Origin of the sequence: Spirosoma panaciterrae DSM 21099, from assembly GCF_000374025.1 — a bacterium.
GTDB classification, from domain to species: Bacteria; Bacteroidota; Bacteroidia; order Cytophagales; family Spirosomataceae; genus Spirosoma; species Spirosoma panaciterrae.
In genome coordinates this window covers 220,244-243,986 of record NZ_KB893243.1, presented here as the reverse complement: position 1 = coordinate 243,986, position 23,743 = coordinate 220,244, and the positions used below count along the sequence as shown (strand labels likewise).

Below are 23,743 nucleotides of genomic sequence, written 5' to 3'. Positions count from 1 at the left end.
CATTCTACATCATATATCCTACATCTATCCTTACCTTCGGTTATCGCTGCCTTCCATCATGCTCAGGTAACTCAGATAGCGGCTTTCAGCTATTTCGCCTTCGGCAACCGCGTCTTTGATGGCACAGCCCGGCTCGTTGATATGCAGACAGTTATGAAACCGACACTGATTCAAGCGATCCCGCATTTCAGGAAAATAATGACTGATTTCTTCCTTTTCTGTATCAATTAACCCCAATTCCTTAATACCCGGCGTATCGATGATATAGGTATCGGGGGCCAGTTCAAACATTTCGGCAAAGGTGGTCGTATGAACTCCTTTATTCGCAAAGGTCGATACTTCATTGGTACGTAAGTTCAGATCAGGGGCAATGGCGTTTACAAGTGATGATTTCCCTACGCCCGAATGCCCGGACAGAAGCGTTACTTTATGATCGAGCAATTGCCGAAAGGCATCTACCCCCTCGCCTTCAGTGGCCGACGTAGCCAGACATTGATAACCGATTTGCTCATACATATCCATAATCTCCTGCTGATAAACCAGCCCTTCCTCATTCAGAATATCCGTTTTGTTGAAAACAAGGGTGGTCGGAATGCGAAATGACTCCGCCGAAACCAGAAAACGATCGATAAAGCCCAGCGACGTTCGGGGTAATGTCAGTGTGGCCAGCAACACAGCCTGATCAATATTGGCCGCCAGAATATGCCCATGAGCCGTTTTATGGACCGACTGCCGGATTATGTAATTTTCGCGGGGTGCAATGTCGGTAATGACCGCCGTATTTTCGGCTTCATCTTCAACCTCAAACGTTACTTTATCGCCCACTGCAATGGGGTTCGTAACCTTGAGGCCTTTAATCTTGAACTTACCTTTCAGCCGCCCCTGATATACATGGCCGTCGATGGTACGAATATCGTACCAGGATCCCGTAGAGCGAATTATTAATCCGTGTTGCAAAATGTAAGAGCGAAAGAGTGAATGAGCGAAAGCATGAACAGATTGGCGTCGGCTATTCGCTCTTTCGCTCATTCACTCTTTCGCTCTTTATTTTTTCTACCACCTGCATAACCTTAGCTGTTGCGCCAATGTTCCGTTGCACATATTGGCGACTGATTCGGGTGGCTTCTGCCGGGTTGTTGTATTGCCGGGAGAAGGTCGTCATTAATTCAGCTGTTGTGCTAACCGGGAAAGCAGCCCCTTCGGCTACTAAATCGACAGCCTCCTGAAATTTATCGTAATCGGGTCCAAAAAATAGCGGCATACCAAACGTAGCAGCTTCCAGAATGTTATGCAAACCCTGCTTATAGGCCCCCCCGATAAAAGCAAATTCCCCATATTGATACAAAGACGAAAGCATCCCAATATTATCAATAAAAAGAATTTCGGCTTGCGGGGCATCCATGCTACTTGCCTGCGAAAAACGGATCGACGATTTTTTCAACAAGCTACGCCAGTGCTCTATTTCGGCCTCGTGAATCTCATGCGGGGCAATTATGGCTTTCAGAGGCTTATCGAATGCATTCAGAAACGGGATAATCACCTGCATATCGTCAGGCCAGGCACTCCCCACCACTAAAATGGGCTGCTTGTTTTTGAAGCTTTGCGCCAGCGGAATCTCCTGTTTTGCTGCGGCCACCTGCGCCACCCGATCAAAGCGGGTATCGCCTGCCAGCGTAATGGGTTTCAGGTCTATCTGTTTTAATAAATCCAGCGACTCCCGATTCTGTACCAGAATATGATCGAAATAGCGGAGAAGAGACCGATAAAACACACCATACGGTTTAAAAAAAAGCTGATCCGGTCTGAAAATCGCTGAGAATGAGATGGTCGGAACAGCCGCCTGATTCAGTTCCCGAAGGTAATTGTACCAGAATTCATACTTAATAAAAAATGCCAGCCGGGGCTTTACGATCTCCACAAACCGATGAGCATTTTTGGGCGTATCGGCTGGCAAATACACGATATAGTCGGCACCTTCATACTGTTTTCGCACTTCATAGCCCGAAGGCGAAAAGAATGTCAACAGGATTTTATAGGCTGGATAGGTTTTCCGGAAGGCCTCGATCACAGGACGCCCCTGCTCAAATTCGCCCAGCGAAGCCGCATGAAACCAGACAACAGGACTTGTATTATCCTTCAACAGAGCCGTCAGTCTGTCGGCCCAATCGCGTCGCCCCTCGTTCCATTGGCGTGCTTTCGGGTTGAAAAGGGCAGCCCATCGTACGAGTTGCTGAAAAACAAGAATACCTGCGTTATAAAGTCCGGAAAACAAGCTAATATGCGATTGATTACACAAACAAAGCTACGAACTACTACGCAAACCTCCTGTTATGAAAGCCTACGACACCTTGATCGACGCCTTGGACGGACTCCGCCAGCAAGGATTTACGAAAGATTACAATCTGAAGTCTGATTGCTTATACTGCCAGTCCGATAGTATTGCCCTACAACCCGCCGACTTCGACATCGTGGAGGTATACCGCTTTGAAGGGATGACCGACCCAGGCGATGAAACGGTTCTCTACGCGATCGAAGCCAGGAATGGTGATAAAGGAACATTAGTTGATGCATACGGCACATACTCTGAAGCGGTCTCGCCTGAAATGGCTGAAAAGTTGCGATATACACCCGAGAATTAGCGAATTTTTAAATTAATATATTAATTTTATATCAACAGAATGCATGTTGATACAATGAATTGGAATAAGTTAACAAGTGAAGCTCAGCTTGATACCATCAGAGAAGAATCGGTTAAGCGTCCAGTAATGATATTCAAACACAGTACCAGTTGCTCTATCAGCCACATGGCACTTAGTCGGATGGAACGTAACTGGAACGACCAACTCGGAGTTAAGGCCTATTATCTTGATTTGCTGGCCAACAAACCTCTCTCCAACAAAATAGAGCACGATTTCGGAGTTGAACACGAGTCACCGCAGGTATTGCTGATCAAGAACGGCACCTGCATTTACGATGCCTCGCACATGTCAATTTCCTTCGCCGGATTGCAGCAGGCAGTTTAAGATTCAGTACCAGGAGTGAGGAGCGAGTAATAGGAGTTGCTGACGCATACTTTTCTCCTACTACTCGCTCCTCACTCCTGGTACTGAAATCTACCCTTTCCTGGTACTGAAATCTACCCTTTCATCGTAATCCGGGCCCGATGACATACCCCGCCAATGGGTGGATTAAACTTTGAAACGCTTACTTCAACAGCTTCTAAACTGTTGTAGCGGGTCCGTATTTGTTGAATAATCTGATGAGCAATATGCTCGAGTAACCGCGCCGGTTGTTTCATTACATCGGCTGTGATCCGGTATAAGTCTTCATAACTAACGGTATCACTCAACCGATCCCGACGCGCAGCTTCCGAAAAATCGGTCGTTACGAGTATATCAACGGAGTATTTATTGCCAATCTTCTGTTCTTCGTCGTAAAATCCGTGATAGGAAAAAAACTCAAGTCCTTCTAACGCAATTGTTCCCATTGTATCGTGCGGGCCGAAACCCGCATAGTTCGTGGCGGCACTTACCCGCCCTACCTTAAATCTGATCGAAGAATGATCCGCCTTTTTTCACAGGAGCCTCTTCGGAAGCTTCTGGCTCTGGAGTGGCTACTTCTTCCAGAACAGACTCTGGTACGGCAGCCGTGTGCTCCGACTGGGTTTCCTGAATGGCGTCATCCAGCTTTTCCAGAATGTCTTTATCATCAGGAATCGCTTCGGGGATAGACTCTTCACGCTCAACAAGGGGTGGCAAATCGGTGGCATTTGCACTACCAACTGGCTCTGTCTTAACGGTTTCCGATGTTTCGACGGTGGGTTTTCCATCAGCCTCCTTCATTTCGTCCTTAATCTGATTGGAAACTTCGTCGATTTTACCTTTCAGGTTCTGCTTGCTGAATTTCTTTTCAAATCGATCGACACTATCCACAGCGTTACTCGCCAACAGGCGAATCTGAGACGCCAGATTTTCTTTATAGCCTTCCAGAGCCTTGAAATCATGCTCCAGCGATTTCAGGTCGTTGAGAATATTATCTTTCAAATAGCGAGCCTGATTTTCAGCGTCCTGTACCATCAAAGCCGATCGTTTGCGGGCATCCGCAATAATCTCATCCGCTTTTTGTTTGGCATCGGCAATGTATTTTTCTCCTGCTTTGTTAGCCTGCTCGGTAATGTTGGCACTGTTTTCTTCAGCGGTTTTCAGCGTCCTGAAAAGCGTCATTTCTATTTCTTTCAGCTTACCCAGCTCTTTTTCAGCGAGTTCGAGCTGCATTTTCAGCATTTTATATTCACCTGTTACACGCTCCCATTCCTGAGATAATGAAACTAAGAAGGCGTCAACGTCTTCGGGCTTATAACCGCGCAACCCTTTCTCAAATGTGTGCTGCCGGATTTCGATGGGCGTAATTTTCATTGGTGCGCTACGATTTTAGGATTTATTGATACCAGTGAAGGTGAAATAACAGCCATTCTACGTATTTTACAAAAAATAGCCTGAAAAATAGGAGATTCCTATTTAACCGATACTCATTCCGACAATTTCCATACCGAAATCGTGCGATCATCGCTGCCCGATACCAAATGGTGCGAATCGGTCCATAGTAATTTATTAACCGACGTTCCATGACCGGCATGGCGGGCCCGGTCAACCACTTTTAAGAGTCGGTACGACTCAGCATCCCATATTTTGATGGACTTATCCATACTGGCCGTAGCCAGATACCGACCGTCGGGGCTGAACAGTAGATGGTTGATCGCAAACATATGCGCAACAATGGTATGCTGTACACTATATCCGTTCTCTACATCCCATACCTTCAAATGAGCATCTCGCCCGGCTGTTAGTAAATACCGAAAATCGGGCGAATAAGCGACCGTGAATACTGAATTGGTATGCCCTGTGATTGTTTGTTTGAGCGCATAGGTCTCCAGATCGAAAATTCGGACGCTATGATCACTATAACCTACCACAAACTCCCGCTCTACCGGATTTACGGCAATGCATCGTGCCGACTGGCCAGACGCTTTCAAGTGCTTCCGCACCACAAGCTGGTTGGCATCCAGCACCACTACCACACCATCGGAAAGTGCCACAAAGGCATCCTGCTTATAAAGTTTGATATCGAAGATGGCAGCCGATGTAATTTTTAGTGAATTTACCTGCTGTTTCTGGATAGGGTCGACCCAATGGATTCCCTCATAATTCTGCCCTATCCACAGCAATCCCGTTGCAGACTGAAAAGCCATTGCATAGACAGATGCCGGTACATTTGCCACCAGTCGTCCCAGGTCGGGTCGATCCAGTTGCCACTCTACAATTTGTCCATCACCACCCGCCGAAAAAAACCGATTCGGGTCCGAAGCCGGTTCGAGGGTATAAACGCAGTCGCGATGGCCGCCGAAGGTATCAATCTTTTCTACGATCACTTTGTAACGAAAATTTGGGTCTGACGATCAACCGTTCGAGTTTCTAACCATCAAACTAGTGAATCAAAGGTCGTAAACCTTTCTTTTTGTCCAGCTACTTCCGACTTTTGATTTGTGACTTTTCAGATAAACATAAACAGCGACTGCATCGCCACCCTCAGAGCGATCACAGAGGATGAGCCGACGCTCAGGGCTAACCTGCCGCTTACGGTTGTGGAAGAGAGCGAACTAGCCACTATCACCCACCCAGCCCAACGCGTAGAATGGCTGGCCTGCCGTGTGGCCATACAGCAGTTGACCGAATCTCAGGGACTAGTGTATGCTGGCCTGCAAAAAGATGAATTTGGGAAACCTCACCTGATCGGCTCACCCTGGCATATTTCGCTATCGCATACAAGTGGATGGGCAGCCGCTATCCTGCACCGATCACGGCCTGTCGGCATTGATATTGAACCGATTCGGGAGCAGTTTACGCGCGTTGTTCCCCGCGTTTTATCGGCCGACGAAATTGCGCATGCTGCCGGAAACCCACATCGACTGGCCGTATACTGGTGTGCTAAAGAAGCACTTTATAAACTCTACGGCAAACGGCAGCTCACCTTTCGGGAGCATCTGCACGTTGAGCCCTTTGCCGATGATGCCAGTCAGCTTACAGGCCATGTTCGCCTACCCGACCACGAAGAAGAATTGACCATCCGGTGCTTTAAAACCGGCCCAGGGTTGCTGGCGATAGCGTTTTAACCCTTGTAGAGAAACCATAGCTGGCGCTGGCGTTTCTACAGGTATTACCGCTGCGTATAATCAGATAAAGGTAATCCATCGCCCTCGTCGCGAACGGCAGCCATAATTTTTTCGACCTCCTGTACCCGGTCGGTATCGCCATTTTTTTCGAACGCCAGCGTCAAATTGCGCAGTACACGCCTTACAATATCCGTATTGGTACAAGGCTGATAGAAGGCATCCAGTCGCTGAATGTTCAACTGATCGATGTACTGATCAATATCTTTCGTCGTAAACACCAGGCCCCGGTTGAACACGTTGATGTAAAACTGAACCCCGTTGTTTTTATACGTCAGCACAAACAGGTTAGGCAGGTTTACGCCATACACGGGCAGATTCAGCCGACGGGCAATGAGCATATACAGCACACAAAGCGTGATGGGATTACCCCGACGCGTTTCGAGTACCTGATTGATCATTGAGTTGGCTGGCGAGTGAAAATGTTTTGTGTTGGGCGCAAACTTCAGTTTCGAGAAAAAGGCCGTATTCATCGCCTTAATCTGCTCGTCGGGATGCATATCGGCTTTAAAATCGACCCATACGTCGTAGAACAACTGCTCGACATCCTGCCGAAGTTTGGCCAGTGACAGGTCTGGATACTGATAGGTTGCCACGATCCATAGCCCTTCCAGCAAGTCCATAGCCCCGCCATTTTTCCAGTCACGCATCCGTTCCAGAACGGATTCATACTGAAGGTCATGAATCAGTTCTTCAATCCGTTTTTGCAGAGCAGAATTAAAACTACCCTCCCATTCTGTTTCTAAAAGCGGAATCATTTGTCCCCCTATCTGCCGAATTCGCTGCTCGACATGCTCCACCACTTCCGGGTCCTCATCGTCCAGGAGCGAGATTAGGGCTTTCAATTCGTTGTCGTTCATTCGTTTATACCGCCTGAGAGAATAACCTCACAATAAAAACTGCTTTCGTAAACCTCCTGAATATACTACTTTTGTCTGGTTTTACGAGTCGCTATGCTACTATAGCAACAAAATTTTCCTAAAAAACGGTTTGACTCCTACAGATAATTCCTCCAAAATTCTGGTTACCGGTGGAGCGGGTTTTATTGGCTCGCATACGGTTGTTTCGTTGGTCGAAGCTGGTTTTGAGCCGGTTATTGTCGACGACTTTTCCAACTCCGAACGCTCGGCACTGGATGGTCTGCGGGCCATTCTGGGTCGGGACGTAACCTGCTACCCAGTCGACTGCAACGATGCAGCCGCCATGAACGAAATTTTTCAGAAAGAAGCGCCACTGGGTGTCATTCATTTTGCGGCTTTCAAAGCCGTGGGTGAGTCAGTAGCGCAACCGCTGAAATATTACCGAAATAACCTCGACTCGCTGATGCTCCTACTGGAGCTGATGCCCAAGTACAACATCCGCAACTTCGTATTTTCGTCGTCCTGTACGGTATATGGTCAGCCCGAACATCTGCCTGTTACAGAAGAAACGCCACGGCTTCCAGCACAATCACCCTATGGAAACACCAAATCTATTGGGGAAGATATTATTCGCGACGCGATACGGGCCCAGACCCCGGTCAAAGCCTTTGCCCTTCGTTACTTTAATCCGATTGGTGCCCATCCTTCGGCCGAAATCGGTGAACTGCCCCTGGGCGTTCCGGCCAACCTGGTTCCATTCATTACCCAGACAGCCGCCGGTATTCGCTCCAGCCTGACGGTGTACGGTGCCGATTACAATACCCCGGACGGGACTTGTATCCGAGACTATATCGATGTGATGGACCTGGCAGATGCTCACGTACAGGCGCTTCGAAAATTGATCGAAAGTGACGAAACCGCTAGCTACGACGTCATTAATATCGGCACTGGGCGGGGAGAAACCGTTCTGAATGTGATCAACACATTTGAGCAGGCTACCGGAGTTAAGCTAAACTATGTACTGGGCCCCCGCCGACCGGGCGACGTGGAGCAGGTATATGCCGATGTATCAAAAGCGAATCAGGTACTGGGCTGGACAGCCAAACGCTCGCTGGCCGACTCGTTGCGCGATGCCTGGCGATGGCAACAAAAGATTAGTTAAAACGGTAAGCCAAAGCGTATAAACGAAACGAAAATGAAACTTCTAATTACCGGCGGAGCCGGCTTTATCGGGTCGCATGTGGTGCGCCTGTTTGTAACAAAATACCCAGAGTACCAGATTTATAACCTCGATGCGCTGACCTACGCTGGTAACCTGGCGAACCTGACCGACATCGAAAATGCCCCAAATTATACCTTCGTAAAAGGCGACATCACCGATGCCAAATTTCTGGAGGATATGTTTGCCGAAATGGGCTTCGACGGAGTCATTCACCTGGCGGCTGAATCACACGTTGACCGTTCCATCACCGACCCTATGTCGTTCGTAATGACCAATGTCGTCGGTACGGTTAACCTGCTGAATGCGGCTAAAAATAGCTGGAAAGGCAACTTTGAAGGCAAGCGGTTCTACCACGTTTCGACCGACGAAGTGTATGGCTCGCTACACAATCCGGAAGATTTCTTCACGGAAGAAACACCGTATGATCCACAGTCGCCTTATTCGGCCTCTAAAGCAGCTTCGGATCATTTCGTACGGGCTTACGGCAATACCTACAAACTGCCCGTTGTGCTGACCAACTGCTCGAACAACTACGGCCCCAATCACTTTCCCGAAAAGTTGATCCCGCTGATGATTCACAACATTCGGAACAACAAACCGCTCCCCGTCTATGGTAAAGGTGAAAACGTTCGCGACTGGCTGTTCGTGGTCGACCATGCCCGCGCTATCGATACGGTTTTTCACAAAGGGACGCTGGGTGAAACCTACAACATCGGTGGGTTCAACGAATGGAAAAATATCGATCTGGTGAACCTGCTTTGCCAGATCATGGATCGCAAACTAGGTCGTGAAGAAGGTACATCAGCCAAACTGATTACTTACGTCACCGACCGGGCTGGTCACGATCTCCGCTACGCGATCGACGCCCACAAAATCATGAATGAACTTGGCTGGCAGCCTTCGCTCCAGTTCGAGGAAGGTCTTGAAAAAACAGTCGACTGGTTCCTGGCTAATCAGGAATGGCTGGACAACGTCACATCCGGCGCTTATCAGAGTTACTATCAGGGAATGTACGCAAACCGTTAATAAAGGCGAAAGAGCGAAAGAGTGAAAGAGCGCAGTTGATGCGTCAGCCGGAATACCGGACCACACTCTTTCACTCTTTCACTCTTTCACTCTTTAAACATGAAAGGAATCATCCTCGCCGGGGGCTCCGGCACCCGCCTTCATCCGCTTACGCTGGCTGTATCGAAACAACTAATGCCGGTTTACGATAAGCCAATGATTTATTATCCCCTGTCTATTCTGATGCTGGCAGGCATCCGGGAGATTTTGATCATTTCTACACCGCACGACCTGCCCCATTTTGAAAAGCTACTTGGCGATGGTGAACGCTTAGGCTGTAAATTTACCTACGCCGTACAGCCCAGTCCTGATGGGCTGGCGCAAGCCTTCATCATTGGCGAAGAATTTATTGGAAACGATAAAGTTGCGCTGGTGCTGGGCGACAATATTTTCTACGGCTCAGGACTATCGAAACTCCTCCAGGCCAACAACGACCCCGATGGCGGAGTCGTCTACGCCTATCAGGTTCACGACCCCGAACGCTATGGTGTGGTTGAATTTGATGGTGATTTCAATGTATTGTCGATTGAAGAAAAACCCACCAAACCAAAATCAAATTACGCGGTGCCGGGCTTGTACTTCTACGACAACGAGGTTGTGGATATTGCCAAAAACATCAAGCCGTCGCCCCGTGGCGAACTGGAAATTACGGACGTAAACCGGGTGTATCTGGAGCGTGGCAAGCTGAAAGTAGGCGTTCTGGACCGTGGCACTGCCTGGCTCGACACAGGCACCTTCGAGTCGTTGATTCAGGCCGGTCAGTTCGTTCATGTCATTGAAGAACGGCAAGGACTGAAAATCGGTTGTCCCGAAGAAATTGCCTATCGGATGAAATTTATTGATGCCGAACAACTAGCCAAGATCGCTCAGCCGCTTGTCAAAAGTGGTTATGGTGCGTATTTATTGAATCTGCTAAAATAACATGTTGTCATTCTGAGGAGAGAAGAATCTCAAGCTTGCTCAGTAAGTAACGTTGACACTCCTCGTTCCCCGGAATGAGAAAACTTTACAAACAAAGAAGCCGGACTATATAAGCCCGGCTTCTTTATTAATCTATACATAATTTGTTTTATCCACAAATCTGGTCAATCCCGGTTTAGACAGCAAAGCTTTCGCCACAGCCACAGGTGCGGGTTGCATTCGGATTTTTGAACTGGAAGCCTTTCCCGTTCAGACCATCCGAAAAATCAAGCTCAGTACCCGCCAGATAAAGCAGACTTTTGCGATCCACCAGAATCTTAATGCCTTTATCCTCAACAATATGGTCGGTAGGCTGCTGGGTAGCATCGAACTGAAGATCATACATCAGCCCCGAGCATCCTCCGCCCTGCACGGCAACCCGAATGGCATATTCGTCAGCCAGACCATCTTTCTGACGCAGTTCAATGATTTTATTTTTAGCGATCTCTGATACCGTAACCATAGTCGTATTCGAATCTATTTTGGCGCATATAACTGCTTTCTCTATAACTTTCGGCCAAACGGAAAAGTTCTTTACCTATGTTTACCAACGTCGAACATATCGGAATCGCGGTTCGTGATATCGCTACGTCAAACGATCTCTTCACCAAACTGCTCAATGTAGCGCCCTACAAATCTGAAGCGGTGGCCTCCGAAGGCGTAACCACCTCGTTCTTCCGAGTAAATGAGACTAAAATCGAGCTTCTCGAAGCAACGAATCCCGATAGTCCTATTGCCAAATTTCTGGAGAAGAAAGGCGAAGGCATCCACCATATCGCCTTTGAAGTCGATGATATACAGGCCGAAATGGAACGGCTAAAAGCCGAAGGGTTTACGTTATTGAATGAAGTTCCCAAGCGGGGAGCTGATCATAAATTAGTGTGTTTCCTGCATCCTAAAGGCACTAATGGTGTGCTGATCGAACTATGTCAGGAGATAAAGGAGGCTTAAGAATGAAAAAAAACAGTATCGAATTTCTGATTGGTTTACTGGCTCTGGTAGCCACTTCTGCCTGCTCACAATCGCCCGGTTATTTAGCGCGGTACACGCAACCGGGCGTCGACGTTCAAAACTATGCCTTTTCACTCACCTTAAGTGATTCTACGAACCTCATCCGTGGCGAAGCGACTATACGGTTTACCCGCGCCGACGACCGACAAACCGTCTGGTTCGACCTGATTGGCGGCAAATCGGATACTTTACAAACAGGCATGACGGTTCGCTCGGTAACACTGGCCGATGGCAAACCAGCTCCTTTCAACCAACGGAATGACAAAGTATTTATCAATCTGCCTGCTCAGCCCAATCAGGCAACTGAACTAACCATCCGCTACGACGGAACGCCGAAACAGGGGTTGATTATCAGCCGGAACAAATTTGGCGAACGAACTTTTTTTGGCGACAACTGGCCCAACAATGCCCGGAATTACCTGCCCGTCGTCGACCACCCATCCGATAAAGCCACCTGTTCGTTTGCGGTAAATGCCCCCGCAACCTACCGGGTCATTGCCAATGGCAAGTTTATGGGCGAAAGCAGTCTGCCCAATGGCCGCAAGCTCACCCGCTGGCAGGAAAGTACACCCATTCCAACCAAAGTGATGGTGATTGGTGCTGCCCGGTTTGCGGTCGATGAAGTAGGCTCGGTCAATGGGATTCCGGTACAAAGCTGGCTGTACCCAAACGATAGCCAGAAAGGCTTTGTCGATTACCAGCCTGCCAAAGAAATTCTGCAATATTTCATCGACCGAATAGGCCCGTATTCATACGAGAAACTAGCCAACGTTGAATCGACCACCATTTTTGGAGGCATGGAAAACGCAAGCTGCATTTTCTACAACGAAAAGGTGATTGTCGGGCACAAAGATTCGGACGTAGAGGCTTTGCTGGCGCACGAAATTGCCCACCAGTGGTTTGGCAACTCAGCCACGGAATCCGACTGGTCGCAGTTGTGGTTGAGTGAAGGGTTTGCCACCTATTTTTCGGCCCTCTATCTGGAACATGCCTACGGAAAAGACACGCTCAATGCTGTCCTGAATCAAAACAAAGGGCAGATTTTCCGATTTTCGGCCTTAAAACCCAAAGGCACCATCGTGGATTCGACAACTTCAAACCTGATGGACTTACTGAATCCGAATTCGTATCAGAAAGGCGGTTGGGTGTTGCACATGCTTCGGCACGAATTGGGCGACGATGTATTCTGGAAAGGCATTCGGGCCTATTACGCAGCCTACCGCAACCGCAACGCCCAATCCAGCGATTTGCAGGCCGTGATGGAAAAAGAATCGGGCAAAAAACTGGGGCAGTTCTTCCAGCAATGGCTTTACCAACCCGGATTCCCTGAAATTGTCTGGAGTTCCAGCTACGATGCAGCCAAAAAATCGCTGGTCATCGATGTTCGGCAGGCGCAGCGAACGGGGCATTTGTTTACGATTCCCCTTACGTTCAGCTTTCGGGATAATCGCGGGCGAGAACTGAGTCGTTCATCCCGGCTAACGCTGTCCGAACAAACGCAGACATTCACGATTCCGGTAGCGACCAAACCAGCTACCGTCGTCATCGACCCCGACAACACCGTCTTGATGCGGAGTACACAAATGGGCAACTAATTTGTTAATTTGCCCTCAACTAACCGCTTTACCGCCATGCTCAAGCGCGTTTCCATTCAGAATTTCAAAAGCCTGAAAGACGTAACCCTCGACCTTCAAAAAGTCAACCTCCTCATCGGCCCGAACAACTCAGGCAAAACGAATTTTTTGAAGGCGCTGGAGTATATGGATAAAGACAATACAAATCAGTCAGAACCTGAATACGAGCGCTTAATTTTCAGACCTTCTGAAAGCAGCCTCATTAATATTGAGTTATTCTACGATCATACTAATGAATACAATGTCCAAGTAGTATTTACTTGTCAAATAGGAAGTACGGCTCAAATTGAGCGATCAAGAGATTTAATACAGAATGATCAAAGGTCAAATGGAACGAAACTTCATTATAATCCAGAAGATCTGAAACAACGACTGAGGCCCATTATTATCTACAAACCCGACCCTAATAAACTAATTCAGCCTGGCCATGTCGCAACAGGTGAAGAAATTGTCAATTCTGACGCGTCTAATTTGGTAGGTTTTTTAGACCGAATGTTAGGTAACAAGTATAGAAAAAGTGTTTTCAATAAAATTGAAACAGACCTCTATACCTGCGTACCTGAGTTTGATGAAATTAGCCTTGATGATGTTTCCGTAACAGAAGAATTAAGAAAGCAATTTGGCGACAAATCCCTTAAGCGTATTGGCTTAACAAATAGTAAGCTAGGCGTAACTTACTGGGCTGATGAGCTTTCAGAAGGTACACTTTATTTCCTTGCGCTTCTCTGCATTATTAATCAGCCCAATCCGCCGAAACTTTTGCTTCTTGAAGAACCAGAAAAGGGAATTCATCCACGTCGAATTGAGGAGGTTATCAACTTTATATTCGGACTAGCCGATGATAAAGGTATTCAGGTAATTATGACAACGCACAGCCCGGCTGTTGTCGATATGTTTAAAGATATGCCGGAGTCGGTTTTCATTTTCGACAAAGACGAGGAAGGAGCAACGCACGTCAAAAACCTTCAACTCGATATTATTGAGCCAGAAACAGCCGAAAGTAAAAAAGCAGGATTTGATCCTCCTCAATACCTCAATGGTTTAGGTGAGGCTTGGAAAGTTGGATTTATAGGCGGTGTACCTCGATGAATCAAATAGTTAGCTACGGCATTTTGTGCGAAGACAGAGCGCATAAGAATTTCATCGAGCATTATCTGACTCAATGCCATCCGGGAGTTTTTCAACAAAACGAACAGTTCGGATGGCAAATCAAAGCTTCCACGGCTAAAGAAGTCGAGGACGCGCTACCTGATGCAACCCGGCAGGCCTTCACAAAATATGGTCTAGATATTCTGTTTGTCGGTAGGGATGCCGATTCTTCTGAATCGAAGCAGATCGAAGCATTAAAGGTGAAATTATCCACACTCTGCCGGGCGCACGCAAACGTGATTTTGATGATACATGTCCAATGCATCGAACACTGGTTACTTTATCTCCAATGGCACCAACAAAATCCGGAATCGACTAAGAATGAGCCATTGGAGCACATTGTACGACACGAGGCTAAACTAAAAATATATGGTGGCAAGCTTCGAGTCGAAAAACAACTTGAAAAAGCAAATGAATTGTTAGCAGATTTCGACCTAAACTGGCTGGAATCCCGATCCGGGAGTTTCAAACATTTCCACAAACAGGTCGTCACGTTTCTTGACAATTATAGCCGATAAATCGAACGCGTGTCCGATCCTATTTACGAATACAAGCGGAGGTTGGTACACGAAAGAAAATAGGATGCAGCAGGTCGGTCTGTTCGCTGTAACTGGCGTGAGGTTGAAAGCTATAGGTTGTCAGTTCAATACGAGAAATCTGGTCCACTTCGAAAAGCTGCCATCGGCTGTTGGTTAGCGACAAACAGGCCAGATCGCGGCAGTAGCCATATAAGGTCAGTTTTCCAGAACCTTGTTTAGGAAGTCCCAATTGGTAAGGCTCCAAGGTTCGCCAGATTCCCTGAAATTTGATTTGAATGACGCGCTGATCCATGATCGCCGATTCAAGTGTAAAGAAGAGGCTTCTCTGAAGCGTAGCGTTGATCATCATAACGTTGTCGTTTGAAATCTGTAGCAAACCATGCCAGTTCTTACATATAACGTGCCAGTTTGGTCGCGAAACCAACGAATAGCCATAGATCACAGCTTTTTTTGGACTGACGAAAAAGTAGTTTTGTAAGCTTCTGATAATGAGGATTGGCTTATCTTGCTGGGCGAACAATTTACAACCTGCACTTCCTCATGAAATACGATCCTCCGGCACTCACCAGTCCGTGCTTATCCCGGTACTTTATCGTTTATTTTGTCTGTGCCGTATGGAGTACGTCTCCAGCCTTGGCGCAGGCAGATACGGATATTTTTCTGGTCGACATTACCTTATCGCCACTCAAAATTGGAACAGCCCAGAACATCACCCAGCGAAAAGGGTACGACAATCAACCATCTTTTTCGCCCGATGGGAAAAGCCTGTTCTATACCTCGATGCAGACCGATGGGCAAACCGACATTTACCAGTATACGCTCGATGCTAAAACGACTACCCAACTAACCCGAACCTCCGAAGGTGAATATTCTCCGACCATAACCCCGGACCGGGCTTATTTTTCTGTCATTCGGGTTGAGGCTGACAAAACGCAGCGGTTATGGAAATTTCCTTTGTCAGGTTCCGGCGAACCTACGCTGATACTTCCCCATGTGAAGCCCGTTGGTTATCATGGCTGGCTGGATTCAGACTGGCTGGCGCTGTTTGTTCTAGGCTCACCCAATTCGCTCCTACTGGCGAAGGTAAGTACCGGCGATACCATTCGGGTAGCTACCCGTATTGGCCGAACCCTATTGAAAATTCCGGGGAAGCAGGTTTTGAGTTACGTTCACAAACAGGATGCTACCCACTGGGAAATTCGGCAGCTTGACCTGAAAACACGAAAATCAACACCGATTACCCAAACCCTGGAAGGCAGTGAAGATTTTATCTGGACGCCCGATGGAACGATTTTAATGGCCCGTGGCGCAGTCTTATATCAGTTCAATCCCAGAACAACTGCTGGCTGGCAATCAGTTGCTGACTTTAGTTCGGCGGGCATCACGCAACTTACTCGATTAGCCATCGATCCAGCGGGCAGGAAACTGGCTTTGGTAGGGCAATAAGCTGCTCTGAATACAATGCACCGTGCGGGTTCTTTTCAGACGAACATTGATCGATCCATAGAACAAACAGGCCAATCGGTAGTTATGGAAGAAGGCAAACACACTGGCTCTAAAAGAACCAGCGTGTTGCACTTTCCAACGGTGTTATCTCAAACACCGTTGGAAGTGATTGCAATTTTTGAGCCGAATGTATTTATTGCTGGGATTGTGGAAATAAAAACGCAGGTGCCTACCTTCGTACTATGAATCCCGATAGCGAATACCAGGACCTGGTCGATTTTTTTTCGGGCCGTGATCTGCCCACTGGCCCTCAACACATTAACGAATTCAGCGTTTTTTTCAACCTATCCAATGCGGTGAGTAACCGACTTACCCAGCTTAATAGCGAGGTAGCCGCCACACGAAAATCAGCGGCTCTCATGCTTGCTGAAGTGAAACAATGGCTGCAGAACCAAGCGTAGCCAGCTTGTTAGCTATGTTCGCTTTTAGGTAGAGCCCGTTCGCCAGGAGGGATCGACAATGGAACACCTACCCGAAATTTCGCTTCATCCTGATAGACCGTTACTGATGGCTGATCGAGTAACTTGTAGGTCGCTATACGATCCTGCAAACCAGTCTGATTCGAAGCCGTAGCATTTTTCCGGGCCTGACGATTATTCTCTACGTATAAATTGGCCTGTTCGGCATAGACGCGAATAGTGAGGGGTTGGTCAATCGAAATAATATTGTGTCTGATTGCGTTTTCGAATAGGATTTGAAGGGTAAGTGGGGCTATCAGATAAGCCATTAATCGCTCATCTACCTCAATTTTCATGAAAATGCCGTCGCCAAAGCGGGTTTTGAGCAGATAAAAATACGATTGAATAAACTGGATTTCTTCAGACAAAGGGCACAGAGACCGCTCATCCTGCCGAAGCAGGTACCGATATACAGACGATAATTCGTCCAGAAATTGCTCGGCCTGCTGTGCATCGCTGGTAATAAGTGATGAGAGCGAATTTAGGTTGTTGAACAGAAAATGCGGGTTAATCTGGGTTTTAAGCGAATCAAGCTGGCTTTGTAGGTTCACCTTTTTTAGCTCTTCGGCTTCTTCATAGGTTATCCGCCACCGCTGGTACAAATAAATACCTTCGTAGACAGCCGCAATCTGAACAGTACCCACAACCGACACCAGCGTATTAAAAAAATATGGCTTGAACTCAAACAGTTCGGTTGAATGCCAAAGACCGATCTGCTGATAAAACCAGGTCTGCGTAATCCGAATAAGACTGGCAAAAACAATGAACCAACTGAGCTGATACAGTACCCGCTGCCAGGTCTGCGTTTGTTCGGGATACCGTCGGCGGGAAAAAATGATGCCCCACCGATTCGTTTCCCAAACAAGTACACTACCCAGCACGAAAAAAAAGGGAATGCGCCAGTCGTCGGGATACGGTACGTTGGTATACCCATACATAGCCCATTGACCCACCAATGCCAGCAGTGGAACCCCCAGTATACGCATCCATTTATCGGTCAGCGGCTGCATTGAGTTTAGCATTCAACCCGTAAAAAAAGGACAGAGTGATGGGTAATTACCATTCCTCTGCCCTCGTTCATTACCCGTCTGGTAGTATATCGCGCTTAAAAAGCGAGTATCGTCTTCTCAATAATATCACAGGCTTCGTGCAACTGCTCTTCGCTGATCACGAGCGGTGGTGCAAATCGAATTTTATCGCCATGGGTTGGCTTGGTCAATAAGCCGTTATCTTTCAGTTTCAAACAGATTTCCCAGGCGGTTTCATCCCCTAACTCCGGGCGCTCGGCAATCACAATGGCGTTGAGTAAGCCTCTCCCCCGAACGGCCTTCACGAGGTCGGTTTTCTGGCTTAGGGCTGTCATACGGGCCCGGAACACCTCCCCCATCGCGGTTGCATTTTCGGCCAGTTTTTCATCCTCCACAACCCGCAATGCCTCCATAGTAACGGCGCAGGCCAATGGGTTTCCACCGTATGTACTCCCGTGTTCGCCCGGTTTAATCGTCAGCATCACCTCATCCGACGTCAAAACGGCCGATACAGGCATTGTTCCGCCCGACAGGGCCTTGCCCAGTACCAGCAAATCAGGTTTTACCCCTTCGTGATCGCAGGCAATCCGCTTACCCGTCCGACCGATGCCCGTCTGCACTTCGTCGGCAATAAACAGCACATTGTACCTGGTACACAGATCGCGTACACCACGCAGGTAACCCTTGTCGGGTACCACCACCCCCGCTTCGCCCTGAATCGGCTCTACCATAAACCCGGCAATATTCGGGTCACTTTTGAAGGTGTCCTCCAGAGCGTTAAGGTCGTTATAGGGAATGACGATATAGCCCGGCAGCAGCGGTCCGAAATCGTTGGTACTACTCGGATCAGTCGACGATGATATAGCCGCCAGGGTTCGCCCCCAGAAGTTTCCGGCAGCATATACGGTTTTGGCCTGGTTCTGCGGAATCCCTTTCACTTTATAGGCCCATTTGCGGGTCAGTTTCAGCGCCGTTTCTCCACCTTCGGCCCCGGAATTCATCATCAGGGCTTTATCGTACCCAAAATAATCACAGAGGAATTTTTCGCAGATACCCGTCTGATCGTTGTAAAAGGCCCGTGAGGTCAGGGTGAGCCGTTGCGCCTGTTTGATCAATGCATTGATAATACGCGGATGGCAGTGGCCCTGACTGACGGCACTGTAGGCCGACAAAAAATCGAAATAACGCTTGTCCTCTACATCCCACACGAAGACTCCTTCGCCCCGCGTCAGTACCGCTGGGATAGGATGATAGTTGTGCGCCCCATAGTGCCATTCGAGTTCCATGGCCTTATCGGCGGGCGATGTCGGGGTGATTGGTTCAATCGTCATAGCTACAAACGGTTAAAATGAAAACGTTGATGAAGGGTTTTTGGGCAGGTTGCAACTAAGCGGCTCTGTTGGCCGTTTCTTTTCAAAAATACGCGGATTTAGGCAGACCCACAACCCCATGCCTCTACAACCTACTAAGAAGAAAGTACCTGACCTGGCCCCCGACGATTATTATTATACGCCAGAGGGCTATCTGGTGTTTACAGCGGTTTACCACCTCAAACGGGGCTATTGTTGCCAGAACGGCTGTCGCCATTGCCCCTATGGTTTCAAAAAAAAGTAGCAATGACTTGCAGATTATGAATTATTTAGCGAATTTTGCGCCCTCATACGGAAAACGAGTACGGTAATGGCCAGAGTTTGTCAAATCACAGGAAAGCGCACCCGCGTCGGAAACAACGTTTCGCACGCTAACAATAAAACCAAGCGTAAATTTTATCCGAACCTGCAAAAGAAGCGGTTCTTTGTTGAATCGACGGGTGAGTGGATCACGCTGAAAGTGGCTACGTCCGCCATCAAGACCATCAATAAAAACGGTCTGGAAGCCACCATTCGCAAAGCAGCTCAGCGCGGTACGCTGACCGCTTAATCTGCAACGATCTTATCTATAAGCCTCTTCCGGTCAGGAGGAGGCTTTTTGTGTTTGGTATTAGTGGCATTCAACAGCCATTGCCGGTCATTTGTTGCCCTTGTTTTTTGTCAGCAACAAGGTCCATAAATGGCCATAAAATGACTAATAATTGACCCGAAAATGAAGCTCAATTTTGAAGACCTCATTGTATTTGAAAATGAGGACTATATACTGATTAATAAACCTCCGCATGTAGCCTCGCTCGATGAACGGACAACCGACCGGACGGGCGTGAGCATTCTGCGGATGGCGAAGGAGTACCATGCTGATGCTCAACTAGGGCACCGTCTGGATAAAGAGACATCGGGGATTCTGGCGATTGCTAAAAATCCGGAAGCCTACCGTCACCTGGCCATGCAATTTGAGCATCGGGAGGTGACCAAGCGCTACCACGCGGTCACGAATGGGGTACACAATTTTGATAATGTATCCGTCTACTTACCCATTTCGCCCATCAAAGACGGTACAGCCGTGCGGATTGACCGGGAGAAGGGGAAGATTGCCGAAACGATTTTCAATACGTTACAGGCATTTCGGACCACAACCCTGGTCGAATGTATGCCCATAACGGGCCGGATGCACCAGATTCGGGTTCACCTGATGTGCCTCAAAGCTCCTATTGTGTATGATGCAACGTATGGCGGAGAACCCGTTTATCTGTCTGATCTAAAACGCAAATTCAATCTGAAACAGGGCACTGAAGAGCTTCCGTTGATTCAACGTGTTGCCCTACACGCTCATTCACTGACCTTCGCCCTATTGAATGGTGACGAGCAAACGTTTGTGGCGCCTTACCCCAAAGATTTCAATGTGCTGGTGAAGCAGTTGGAAAAGTTTGGGTGATCATTACGCACAATTCGTCGTATCAGCCTTACAAGTAAGCCCCGATGCGGTTTACTTGTAAGGCTGATACGCTACCAGCAATATGCCTATAGTTCCGTTCCTTCTTCGATAGGTTCTGGAATAGGATGGCCCGAAGAATCAAGTGAGGTAGGTCGGGGCCGCTTCCGGTTGACGATGTAAAACAGGGGGGGAATAATCAGCGGGGCAAAGAGCAAGGTAGTCGTTAGTCCACCAATAATTACCGTAGCCAGTGGGCGCTGCACATCAGACCCAATGCCGCTCGAAATAGCGGCTGGCACCAGGCCAATAATCGCTACAACCATTATGGCCATAATAGCCCGAAACTGTTCCTGAGCGGTATCAATGGTAATTTCCATCAATGTCTTTGGGTTATTCATCAGATTACGATTCAGTGCCGACACCAGCAGTACCCCAGCCATTACCGAAATTCCAAAAATCGAAACGAAGCCCACACCCGCCGAAACGTTAAAGTTATAGCCACGTAGCAGTAAGGCCCCAATCCCCCCCGCCAGGGCAAACAACAGACAGGTAAGCGTCAGAAGTGTATCCCGAACATTACCGTAAAGCATAAACAAAAACAGGAAAACGACTACAATTGTCAACGGAATCGATATGGCCAGTTGACCACCTGCCCGTTCAAGGTTTTCGTATTGGCCTCCATAAATGACACTGTAGCCTTCCGGAATTTTGACGTGCTCGCGAACCTTCTGACTGATCTCCTTTACAAAACCGCCCTGGTCGCGGCCCCGGATGTTGGTCCGAACCGTCACCATACGTTTCCCATTGATGCGGTAAATGTTGGTCTGTCCCTGAACATAGCGAATATCGGCCAGTTCGTTCATGGGAATTAAGGCTCCCGAAGCGGATGGCACCTGGAGCAGCCGAATGGCATCCATACTACCACGACTTTCGGGCGTAAAGCGAACGACAATATCGTATCGTTTGGCTTCGTCATAAATTGACCCAATGGCTTTGCCGCCGATAGCCGCTTCGATCATGCTCTCAATTTCAGCCACGTTGATACCGTAGCGGGCAGCGGCTGGGCGGTTGATCCGAATGGCTAGCTGGTCCTGTGGCCCCTCCTGCTCAATATTCACAGCGACAGCCCCATTCATTCCCCGTACCAATGCGGCAATACTATCGGCTTTGCTCCGCATAAGCGACAAATCGCTACCGACAACCGAAATGGCCAGATCCGCGGCACTACCCGTCACAATCTCCATAACCTGGTCGATGATGGGCTGACCCGAGGAAAAAAATGCCCCTGGAAAGGCTTCCTGCAACTGGCTCTGCATGGAGCGGACAATCTCTTTTTTCGAAATCGTATCCGACCAGGTGCTGTAATCTTTCAGGCCAATCAGGATTTCGGTACGGTCGGTTGGGAAAGGGTCCGTACCGTCATCGTTACGGCCCGCCTGCGTAATCACAAAACTGACTGGCTTATAGGTGCTGATAATGTCCCGGATTTTGGGTGAGATCTTGGCATTTTCCTGAATTGTGATCCCTGAGGGCATAAATGCTCGCATAAAAATGGAGCCTTCGTCCAGTTCGGGCAGGAATTCGGTACCTAGTTTCAGGCCAAACCCAATCATGACTAGGACAACGGCCATCCCTACGCCCACAACCAGACGCGGCACACGAAACAGGACCGATTTCAACAACCACTGATAGCCGTGTTCCAAGGGCGAAAGCAACAGGTTTTTATGCTCTTTCAACGGTTTGCCACCTGGGGCCAGTGCCTTACGGAACGCAAATGAGATTAAGACCGGGATCAGGGTCAACGCACAGATCAGCGAGCCAATCACGGCAAACGAAAGCGTTAAAGCCATGGGACTGAACAGCTTCCCTTCAACCCGCTGCATGAGCAGAATGGGCATATAAGCCAGAATAATGATCGTAACTGAAAAGAAAATTTCCCGCGCTACTTCGCCTGCCGACCGTGCCGTAACATTTACGATGCCCTGATTTCGCTCCGCCGGACCCGACGATCGGTATTTTCGGATCAGGTGTTCGGCCATGACACTGGCTCCATCCACAATAATCCCAAAGTCGATGGCTCCCAGCGAGAGCAGATTAGCCGGAATCCCAACCAGTTTCATCAGGATAAAGGCAAACAGCAACGAAAACGGAATCGTGACCGTAACGACCAAAGCCGCCCGCAGACTCCCTAAAAACAGGACCAGTAAAATGGCAACAATCGAAATTCCTTCTATCAGCGTATGAGCCACCGTTTCGAGCGAATGGTCGATCAAAAAGCCCCGGTCGTATAATACCCGCAAATGAACCCCGCGCGGAAGTTCGCGGGCTTCCAGATCGGCTATTTTCGCCTTTAGTAGTTCGAGTACTTCACTCGGGTTTTCGCCCCGACGGAGCAACACAATCCCTTCGGTAGCGCCGATCACATCCAGGTTTTCGTCGGGTATCCGATAGCCTAGTATCCCGGAAGGCGATGGTGGATTGATTTCGACACTGGCCACATCGCGCAACAGAACCGGCACCCCTTCGTTCGCTTTCAGCACAATATGCTGAATATCTTCGGGTGTTTTCAGGGCACCAAGTCCCCGAACGGCAAAGCCCTGCCCACCCCGAGCAATGATATTTCCACCCGTATTCTGGTTATTTTTCTGAACGGCATCGATCACATCCTGCAAAGTGAGGCTGTACTTACGGAGTTTTGCCGGATCAGGAATCACCTGAAACTGTTTAATAGGCCCGCCGAAAGTCGTTACATCGGCCAGGCCCGGTACCTGGAGCAACTGAGGAATAATGACCCAATCCTGCAAATCGCGCAGTTGCATGGGGGTCATGCTCGGTGGTGCTTCGATCACGTACCGATAGATTTCACCTACAGCTGTAGTCAGTGGAGCCAGTTCGGGCGATACACCATCCGGCAGTTCGGCCCCCGACAGTCGTTCAATAACCTGCTGACGAGCAAAATAGTCGGTAACGGTTTCATCGAAGTTCAACTGTACGACCGATAAACCAAAGATAGTCCGTGAGCGTCGGTCGGTTACGTGCGGAACGCTATTGAGCACTCGCTCAATGGGGATGGTTACCTGCTGCTCAACCTCCTCGGCGGCCCGTCCGTCATATTTGGCAATAACGATGACGTTGGTATCGGCAATATCCGGGTAGGCTTCAATCTTAAGCAGTTTGAAGCACCATAATCCCAGACCCATCAACGCTACGGCGCATCCGACAATGACCCAGCGGTTCCTGAGCGAAAATGTTATTAAATTCTGAATCATGTTGAAAGGGA

At 48.4% G+C, this 23,743-nt stretch carries 27 protein-coding genes; 16 read left to right on the top strand and 11 right to left on the bottom strand.

Annotation, left to right across the window (positions count from 1 at the left end; translation table 11 throughout):
* Positions 1-30 precede the first annotated feature (30 nt).
* Both rsgA and B153_RS0133295 read right to left on the bottom strand, forming a co-directional pair.
* On the bottom strand, positions 31-957 hold the full coding sequence (gene rsgA / locus B153_RS0133300; protein ID WP_020601096.1) for a ribosome small subunit-dependent GTPase A: 927 nt from the start codon (positions 955-957) through the stop codon (positions 31-33).
* A gap of 52 nt (positions 958-1,009) precedes the next feature.
* A complete protein-coding gene (locus B153_RS0133295; RefSeq protein WP_020601095.1) occupies positions 1,010-2,272 on the bottom strand; it encodes a 3-deoxy-D-manno-octulosonic acid transferase in 1,263 nt (420 codons plus the stop codon).
* Positions 2,273-2,330: 58 nt separating this feature from the next.
* On the opposite strand from B153_RS0133295, the gene B153_RS0133290 reads away from it, so the two are divergent.
* Together B153_RS0133290 and ytxJ are read left to right on the top strand one after the other, a co-directional pair.
* Positions 2,331-2,639: a hypothetical protein gene (locus B153_RS0133290; RefSeq protein WP_020601094.1), complete on the top strand. Its 309-nt coding sequence runs from the start codon at positions 2,331-2,333 to the stop codon at positions 2,637-2,639.
* 54 nt (positions 2,640-2,693) lie between these two features.
* Positions 2,694-3,023 carry a bacillithiol system redox-active protein YtxJ gene (ytxJ, locus tag B153_RS0133285; protein ID WP_026262643.1) on the top strand — a complete coding sequence of 110 codons (330 nt, stop codon included), beginning with the start codon at positions 2,694-2,696 and terminating at the stop codon, positions 3,021-3,023.
* 113 nt (positions 3,024-3,136) lie between these two features.
* Here the strand turns inward: ytxJ and folB are convergent, their stop codons facing one another.
* The 3 genes from folB to B153_RS0133270 all read right to left on the bottom strand — a co-directional run bounded on the left by folB (position 3,137) and on the right by B153_RS0133270 (position 5,428).
* Positions 3,137-3,487 carry a dihydroneopterin aldolase gene (folB, locus tag B153_RS0133280; RefSeq protein ID WP_020601092.1) on the bottom strand — a complete coding sequence of 117 codons (351 nt, stop codon included), beginning with the start codon at positions 3,485-3,487 and terminating at the stop codon, positions 3,137-3,139.
* Between the two features lie 55 nt (positions 3,488-3,542).
* A complete protein-coding gene (locus B153_RS0133275; RefSeq protein ID WP_020601091.1) occupies positions 3,543-4,415 on the bottom strand; it encodes a DivIVA domain-containing protein in 873 nt (290 codons plus the stop codon).
* Positions 4,416-4,528: 113 nt separating this feature from the next.
* Entirely contained in the window at positions 4,529-5,428 is a 900-nt protein-coding gene (locus B153_RS0133270; RefSeq protein ID WP_020601090.1) for a WD40 repeat domain-containing protein, read from the bottom strand.
* Positions 5,429-5,542: 114 nt separating this feature from the next.
* Between B153_RS0133270 and B153_RS0133265 the strand changes: the two genes are divergently transcribed.
* Positions 5,543-6,169 carry a 4'-phosphopantetheinyl transferase family protein gene (locus B153_RS0133265; protein WP_083928275.1) on the top strand — a complete coding sequence of 209 codons (627 nt, stop codon included), beginning with the start codon at positions 5,543-5,545 and terminating at the stop codon, positions 6,167-6,169.
* A 44-nt stretch (positions 6,170-6,213) separates the two neighbouring features.
* Here B153_RS0133265 and B153_RS0133260 read toward each other — a convergent pair whose 3' ends face one another.
* The gene (locus B153_RS0133260) at positions 6,214-7,086 is read right to left on the bottom strand and encodes a transglutaminase-like domain-containing protein (RefSeq protein WP_020601088.1); all 873 of its coding nucleotides are present in this window, start codon (positions 7,084-7,086) and stop codon (positions 6,214-6,216) included.
* 130 nt (positions 7,087-7,216) lie between these two features.
* Between B153_RS0133260 and galE the strand changes: the two genes are divergently transcribed.
* The 3 genes from galE (at position 7,217) to rfbA (ending at position 10,294) form a co-directional block, all read left to right on the top strand.
* Positions 7,217-8,248 (top strand): UDP-glucose 4-epimerase GalE, encoded by a 1,032-nt coding sequence (gene galE, locus B153_RS0133255; protein ID WP_020601087.1) that lies wholly within the window; start codon positions 7,217-7,219, stop codon positions 8,246-8,248.
* A gap of 33 nt (positions 8,249-8,281) precedes the next feature.
* Positions 8,282-9,334 (top strand): dTDP-glucose 4,6-dehydratase, encoded by a 1,053-nt coding sequence (gene rfbB, locus B153_RS0133250; protein ID WP_020601086.1) that lies wholly within the window; start codon positions 8,282-8,284, stop codon positions 9,332-9,334.
* A 99-nt stretch (positions 9,335-9,433) separates the two neighbouring features.
* The gene (gene rfbA, locus B153_RS0133245) at positions 9,434-10,294 is read left to right on the top strand and encodes a glucose-1-phosphate thymidylyltransferase RfbA (RefSeq protein ID WP_020601085.1); all 861 of its coding nucleotides are present in this window, start codon (positions 9,434-9,436) and stop codon (positions 10,292-10,294) included.
* A gap of 175 nt (positions 10,295-10,469) precedes the next feature.
* On the opposite strand, the gene B153_RS0133240 is transcribed toward rfbA, so the two are convergent.
* A complete protein-coding gene (locus tag B153_RS0133240; RefSeq protein WP_020601084.1) occupies positions 10,470-10,796 on the bottom strand; it encodes a HesB/IscA family protein in 327 nt (108 codons plus the stop codon).
* Between the two features lie 77 nt (positions 10,797-10,873).
* Here B153_RS0133240 and mce point away from each other — a divergent pair, with 77 nt between their 5' ends.
* The 4 genes from mce to B153_RS0133220 are packed head-to-tail and all read left to right on the top strand — an operon-like array spanning position 10,874 to position 14,645.
* Positions 10,874-11,284, top strand: coding sequence for a methylmalonyl-CoA epimerase (gene mce / locus B153_RS0133235; RefSeq protein ID WP_020601083.1), 411 nt, complete (start codon positions 10,874-10,876; stop codon positions 11,282-11,284).
* 2 nt (positions 11,285-11,286) lie between these two features.
* Positions 11,287-12,939, top strand: a complete 1,653-nt coding sequence (locus B153_RS0133230) for a M1 family metallopeptidase (protein ID WP_020601082.1) — start codon at positions 11,287-11,289, stop codon at positions 12,937-12,939.
* A 36-nt stretch (positions 12,940-12,975) separates the two neighbouring features.
* Entirely contained in the window at positions 12,976-14,067 is a 1,092-nt protein-coding gene (locus B153_RS0133225; RefSeq protein ID WP_020601081.1) for an AAA family ATPase, read from the top strand.
* Positions 14,064-14,645 (top strand): hypothetical protein, encoded by a 582-nt coding sequence (locus tag B153_RS0133220; RefSeq protein ID WP_020601080.1) that lies wholly within the window; start codon positions 14,064-14,066, stop codon positions 14,643-14,645. The genes B153_RS0133225 and B153_RS0133220 overlap by 4 nt, the downstream gene beginning before the upstream one ends.
* 19 nt (positions 14,646-14,664) lie before the next feature.
* Here the strand turns inward: B153_RS0133220 and B153_RS0133215 are convergent, their stop codons facing one another.
* Positions 14,665-15,015, bottom strand: coding sequence for a WYL domain-containing protein (locus tag B153_RS0133215; protein WP_020601079.1), 351 nt, complete (start codon positions 15,013-15,015; stop codon positions 14,665-14,667).
* Between the two features lie 191 nt (positions 15,016-15,206).
* On the opposite strand from B153_RS0133215, the gene B153_RS0133210 reads away from it, so the two are divergent.
* From B153_RS0133210 to B153_RS0133200, 3 genes are read left to right on the top strand one after another with little or no spacing between them, the layout of a single operon-like run.
* The gene (locus B153_RS0133210) at positions 15,207-16,112 is read left to right on the top strand and encodes a TolB family protein (protein ID WP_020601078.1); all 906 of its coding nucleotides are present in this window, start codon (positions 15,207-15,209) and stop codon (positions 16,110-16,112) included.
* Positions 16,113-16,127: 15 nt separating this feature from the next.
* The gene (locus B153_RS0133205; protein ID WP_020601077.1) at positions 16,128-16,358 is read left to right on the top strand and encodes a hypothetical protein; all 231 of its coding nucleotides are present in this window, start codon (positions 16,128-16,130) and stop codon (positions 16,356-16,358) included.
* On the top strand, positions 16,355-16,573 hold the full coding sequence (locus tag B153_RS0133200) for a DUF6965 family protein (RefSeq protein ID WP_020601076.1): 219 nt from the start codon (positions 16,355-16,357) through the stop codon (positions 16,571-16,573). Before B153_RS0133205 ends, B153_RS0133200 begins: the two co-directional genes overlap by 4 nt.
* 8 nt (positions 16,574-16,581) lie before the next feature.
* Here the strand turns inward: B153_RS0133200 and B153_RS0133195 are convergent, their stop codons facing one another.
* Positions 16,582-17,640, bottom strand: coding sequence for a sensor histidine kinase (locus B153_RS0133195; protein WP_020601075.1), 1,059 nt, complete (start codon positions 17,638-17,640; stop codon positions 16,582-16,584).
* Positions 17,641-17,735: 95 nt separating this feature from the next.
* On the bottom strand, positions 17,736-18,989 hold the full coding sequence (gene rocD / locus B153_RS0133190; protein ID WP_020601074.1) for an ornithine--oxo-acid transaminase: 1,254 nt from the start codon (positions 18,987-18,989) through the stop codon (positions 17,736-17,738).
* 118 nt (positions 18,990-19,107) lie between these two features.
* Between rocD and B153_RS38145 the strand changes: the two genes are divergently transcribed.
* The 3 genes from B153_RS38145 (at position 19,108) to B153_RS0133180 (ending at position 20,463) form a co-directional block, all read left to right on the top strand.
* A complete protein-coding gene (locus B153_RS38145) occupies positions 19,108-19,272 on the top strand; it encodes a C1orf53 family protein (protein ID WP_020601073.1) in 165 nt (54 codons plus the stop codon).
* Positions 19,273-19,338: 66 nt separating this feature from the next.
* Positions 19,339-19,578, top strand: a complete 240-nt coding sequence (gene rpmB / locus B153_RS0133185; RefSeq protein WP_020601072.1) for a 50S ribosomal protein L28 — start codon at positions 19,339-19,341, stop codon at positions 19,576-19,578.
* Positions 19,579-19,740: 162 nt separating this feature from the next.
* Positions 19,741-20,463: an RluA family pseudouridine synthase gene (locus B153_RS0133180; RefSeq protein WP_020601071.1), complete on the top strand. Its 723-nt coding sequence runs from the start codon at positions 19,741-19,743 to the stop codon at positions 20,461-20,463.
* An 86-nt stretch (positions 20,464-20,549) separates the two neighbouring features.
* On the opposite strand, the gene B153_RS0133175 is transcribed toward B153_RS0133180, so the two are convergent.
* Complete coding sequence (locus B153_RS0133175; RefSeq protein WP_026262641.1) at positions 20,550-23,732, bottom strand: efflux RND transporter permease subunit; 3,183 nt, start codon at positions 23,730-23,732, stop codon at positions 20,550-20,552.
* Positions 23,733-23,743 lie beyond the last annotated feature (11 nt).

Coding starts and splice junctions, on each gene's coding strand:
- B153_RS0133290 (WP_020601094.1), top strand. CDS start 2,331: ATGAAAGCCTACGACACCTTGATCGACGCCTTGGACGGACTCCGCCAG.
- ytxJ (WP_026262643.1), top strand. CDS start 2,694: ATGAATTGGAATAAGTTAACAAGTGAAGCTCAGCTTGATACCATCAGA.
- folB (WP_020601092.1), bottom strand. CDS start 3,487: ATGGGAACAATTGCGTTAGAAGGACTTGAGTTTTTTTCCTATCACGGA.
- B153_RS0133275 (WP_020601091.1), bottom strand. CDS start 4,415: ATGAAAATTACGCCCATCGAAATCCGGCAGCACACATTTGAGAAAGGG.
- B153_RS0133260 (WP_020601088.1), bottom strand. CDS start 7,086: ATGAACGACAACGAATTGAAAGCCCTAATCTCGCTCCTGGACGATGAG.
- rfbB (WP_020601086.1), top strand. CDS start 8,282: ATGAAACTTCTAATTACCGGCGGAGCCGGCTTTATCGGGTCGCATGTG.
- rfbA (WP_020601085.1), top strand. CDS start 9,434: ATGAAAGGAATCATCCTCGCCGGGGGCTCCGGCACCCGCCTTCATCCG.
- B153_RS0133240 (WP_020601084.1), bottom strand. CDS start 10,796: ATGGTTACGGTATCAGAGATCGCTAAAAATAAAATCATTGAACTGCGT.
- mce (WP_020601083.1), top strand. CDS start 10,874: ATGTTTACCAACGTCGAACATATCGGAATCGCGGTTCGTGATATCGCT.
- B153_RS0133230 (WP_020601082.1), top strand. CDS start 11,287: ATGAAAAAAAACAGTATCGAATTTCTGATTGGTTTACTGGCTCTGGTA.
- B153_RS0133225 (WP_020601081.1), top strand. CDS start 12,976: ATGCTCAAGCGCGTTTCCATTCAGAATTTCAAAAGCCTGAAAGACGTA.
- B153_RS0133220 (WP_020601080.1), top strand. CDS start 14,064: ATGAATCAAATAGTTAGCTACGGCATTTTGTGCGAAGACAGAGCGCAT.
- B153_RS0133215 (WP_020601079.1), bottom strand. CDS start 15,015: ATGATGATCAACGCTACGCTTCAGAGAAGCCTCTTCTTTACACTTGAA.
- B153_RS0133210 (WP_020601078.1), top strand. CDS start 15,207: ATGAAATACGATCCTCCGGCACTCACCAGTCCGTGCTTATCCCGGTAC.
- B153_RS0133205 (WP_020601077.1), top strand. CDS start 16,128: ATGCACCGTGCGGGTTCTTTTCAGACGAACATTGATCGATCCATAGAA.
- B153_RS0133200 (WP_020601076.1), top strand. CDS start 16,355: ATGAATCCCGATAGCGAATACCAGGACCTGGTCGATTTTTTTTCGGGC.
- B153_RS0133195 (WP_020601075.1), bottom strand. CDS start 17,640: ATGCAGCCGCTGACCGATAAATGGATGCGTATACTGGGGGTTCCACTG.
- rocD (WP_020601074.1), bottom strand. CDS start 18,989: ATGACGATTGAACCAATCACCCCGACATCGCCCGCCGATAAGGCCATG.
- B153_RS38145 (WP_020601073.1), top strand. CDS start 19,108: ATGCCTCTACAACCTACTAAGAAGAAAGTACCTGACCTGGCCCCCGAC.
- rpmB (WP_020601072.1), top strand. CDS start 19,339: ATGGCCAGAGTTTGTCAAATCACAGGAAAGCGCACCCGCGTCGGAAAC.
- B153_RS0133180 (WP_020601071.1), top strand. CDS start 19,741: ATGAAGCTCAATTTTGAAGACCTCATTGTATTTGAAAATGAGGACTAT.
- B153_RS0133175 (WP_026262641.1), bottom strand. CDS start 23,732: ATGATTCAGAATTTAATAACATTTTCGCTCAGGAACCGCTGGGTCATT.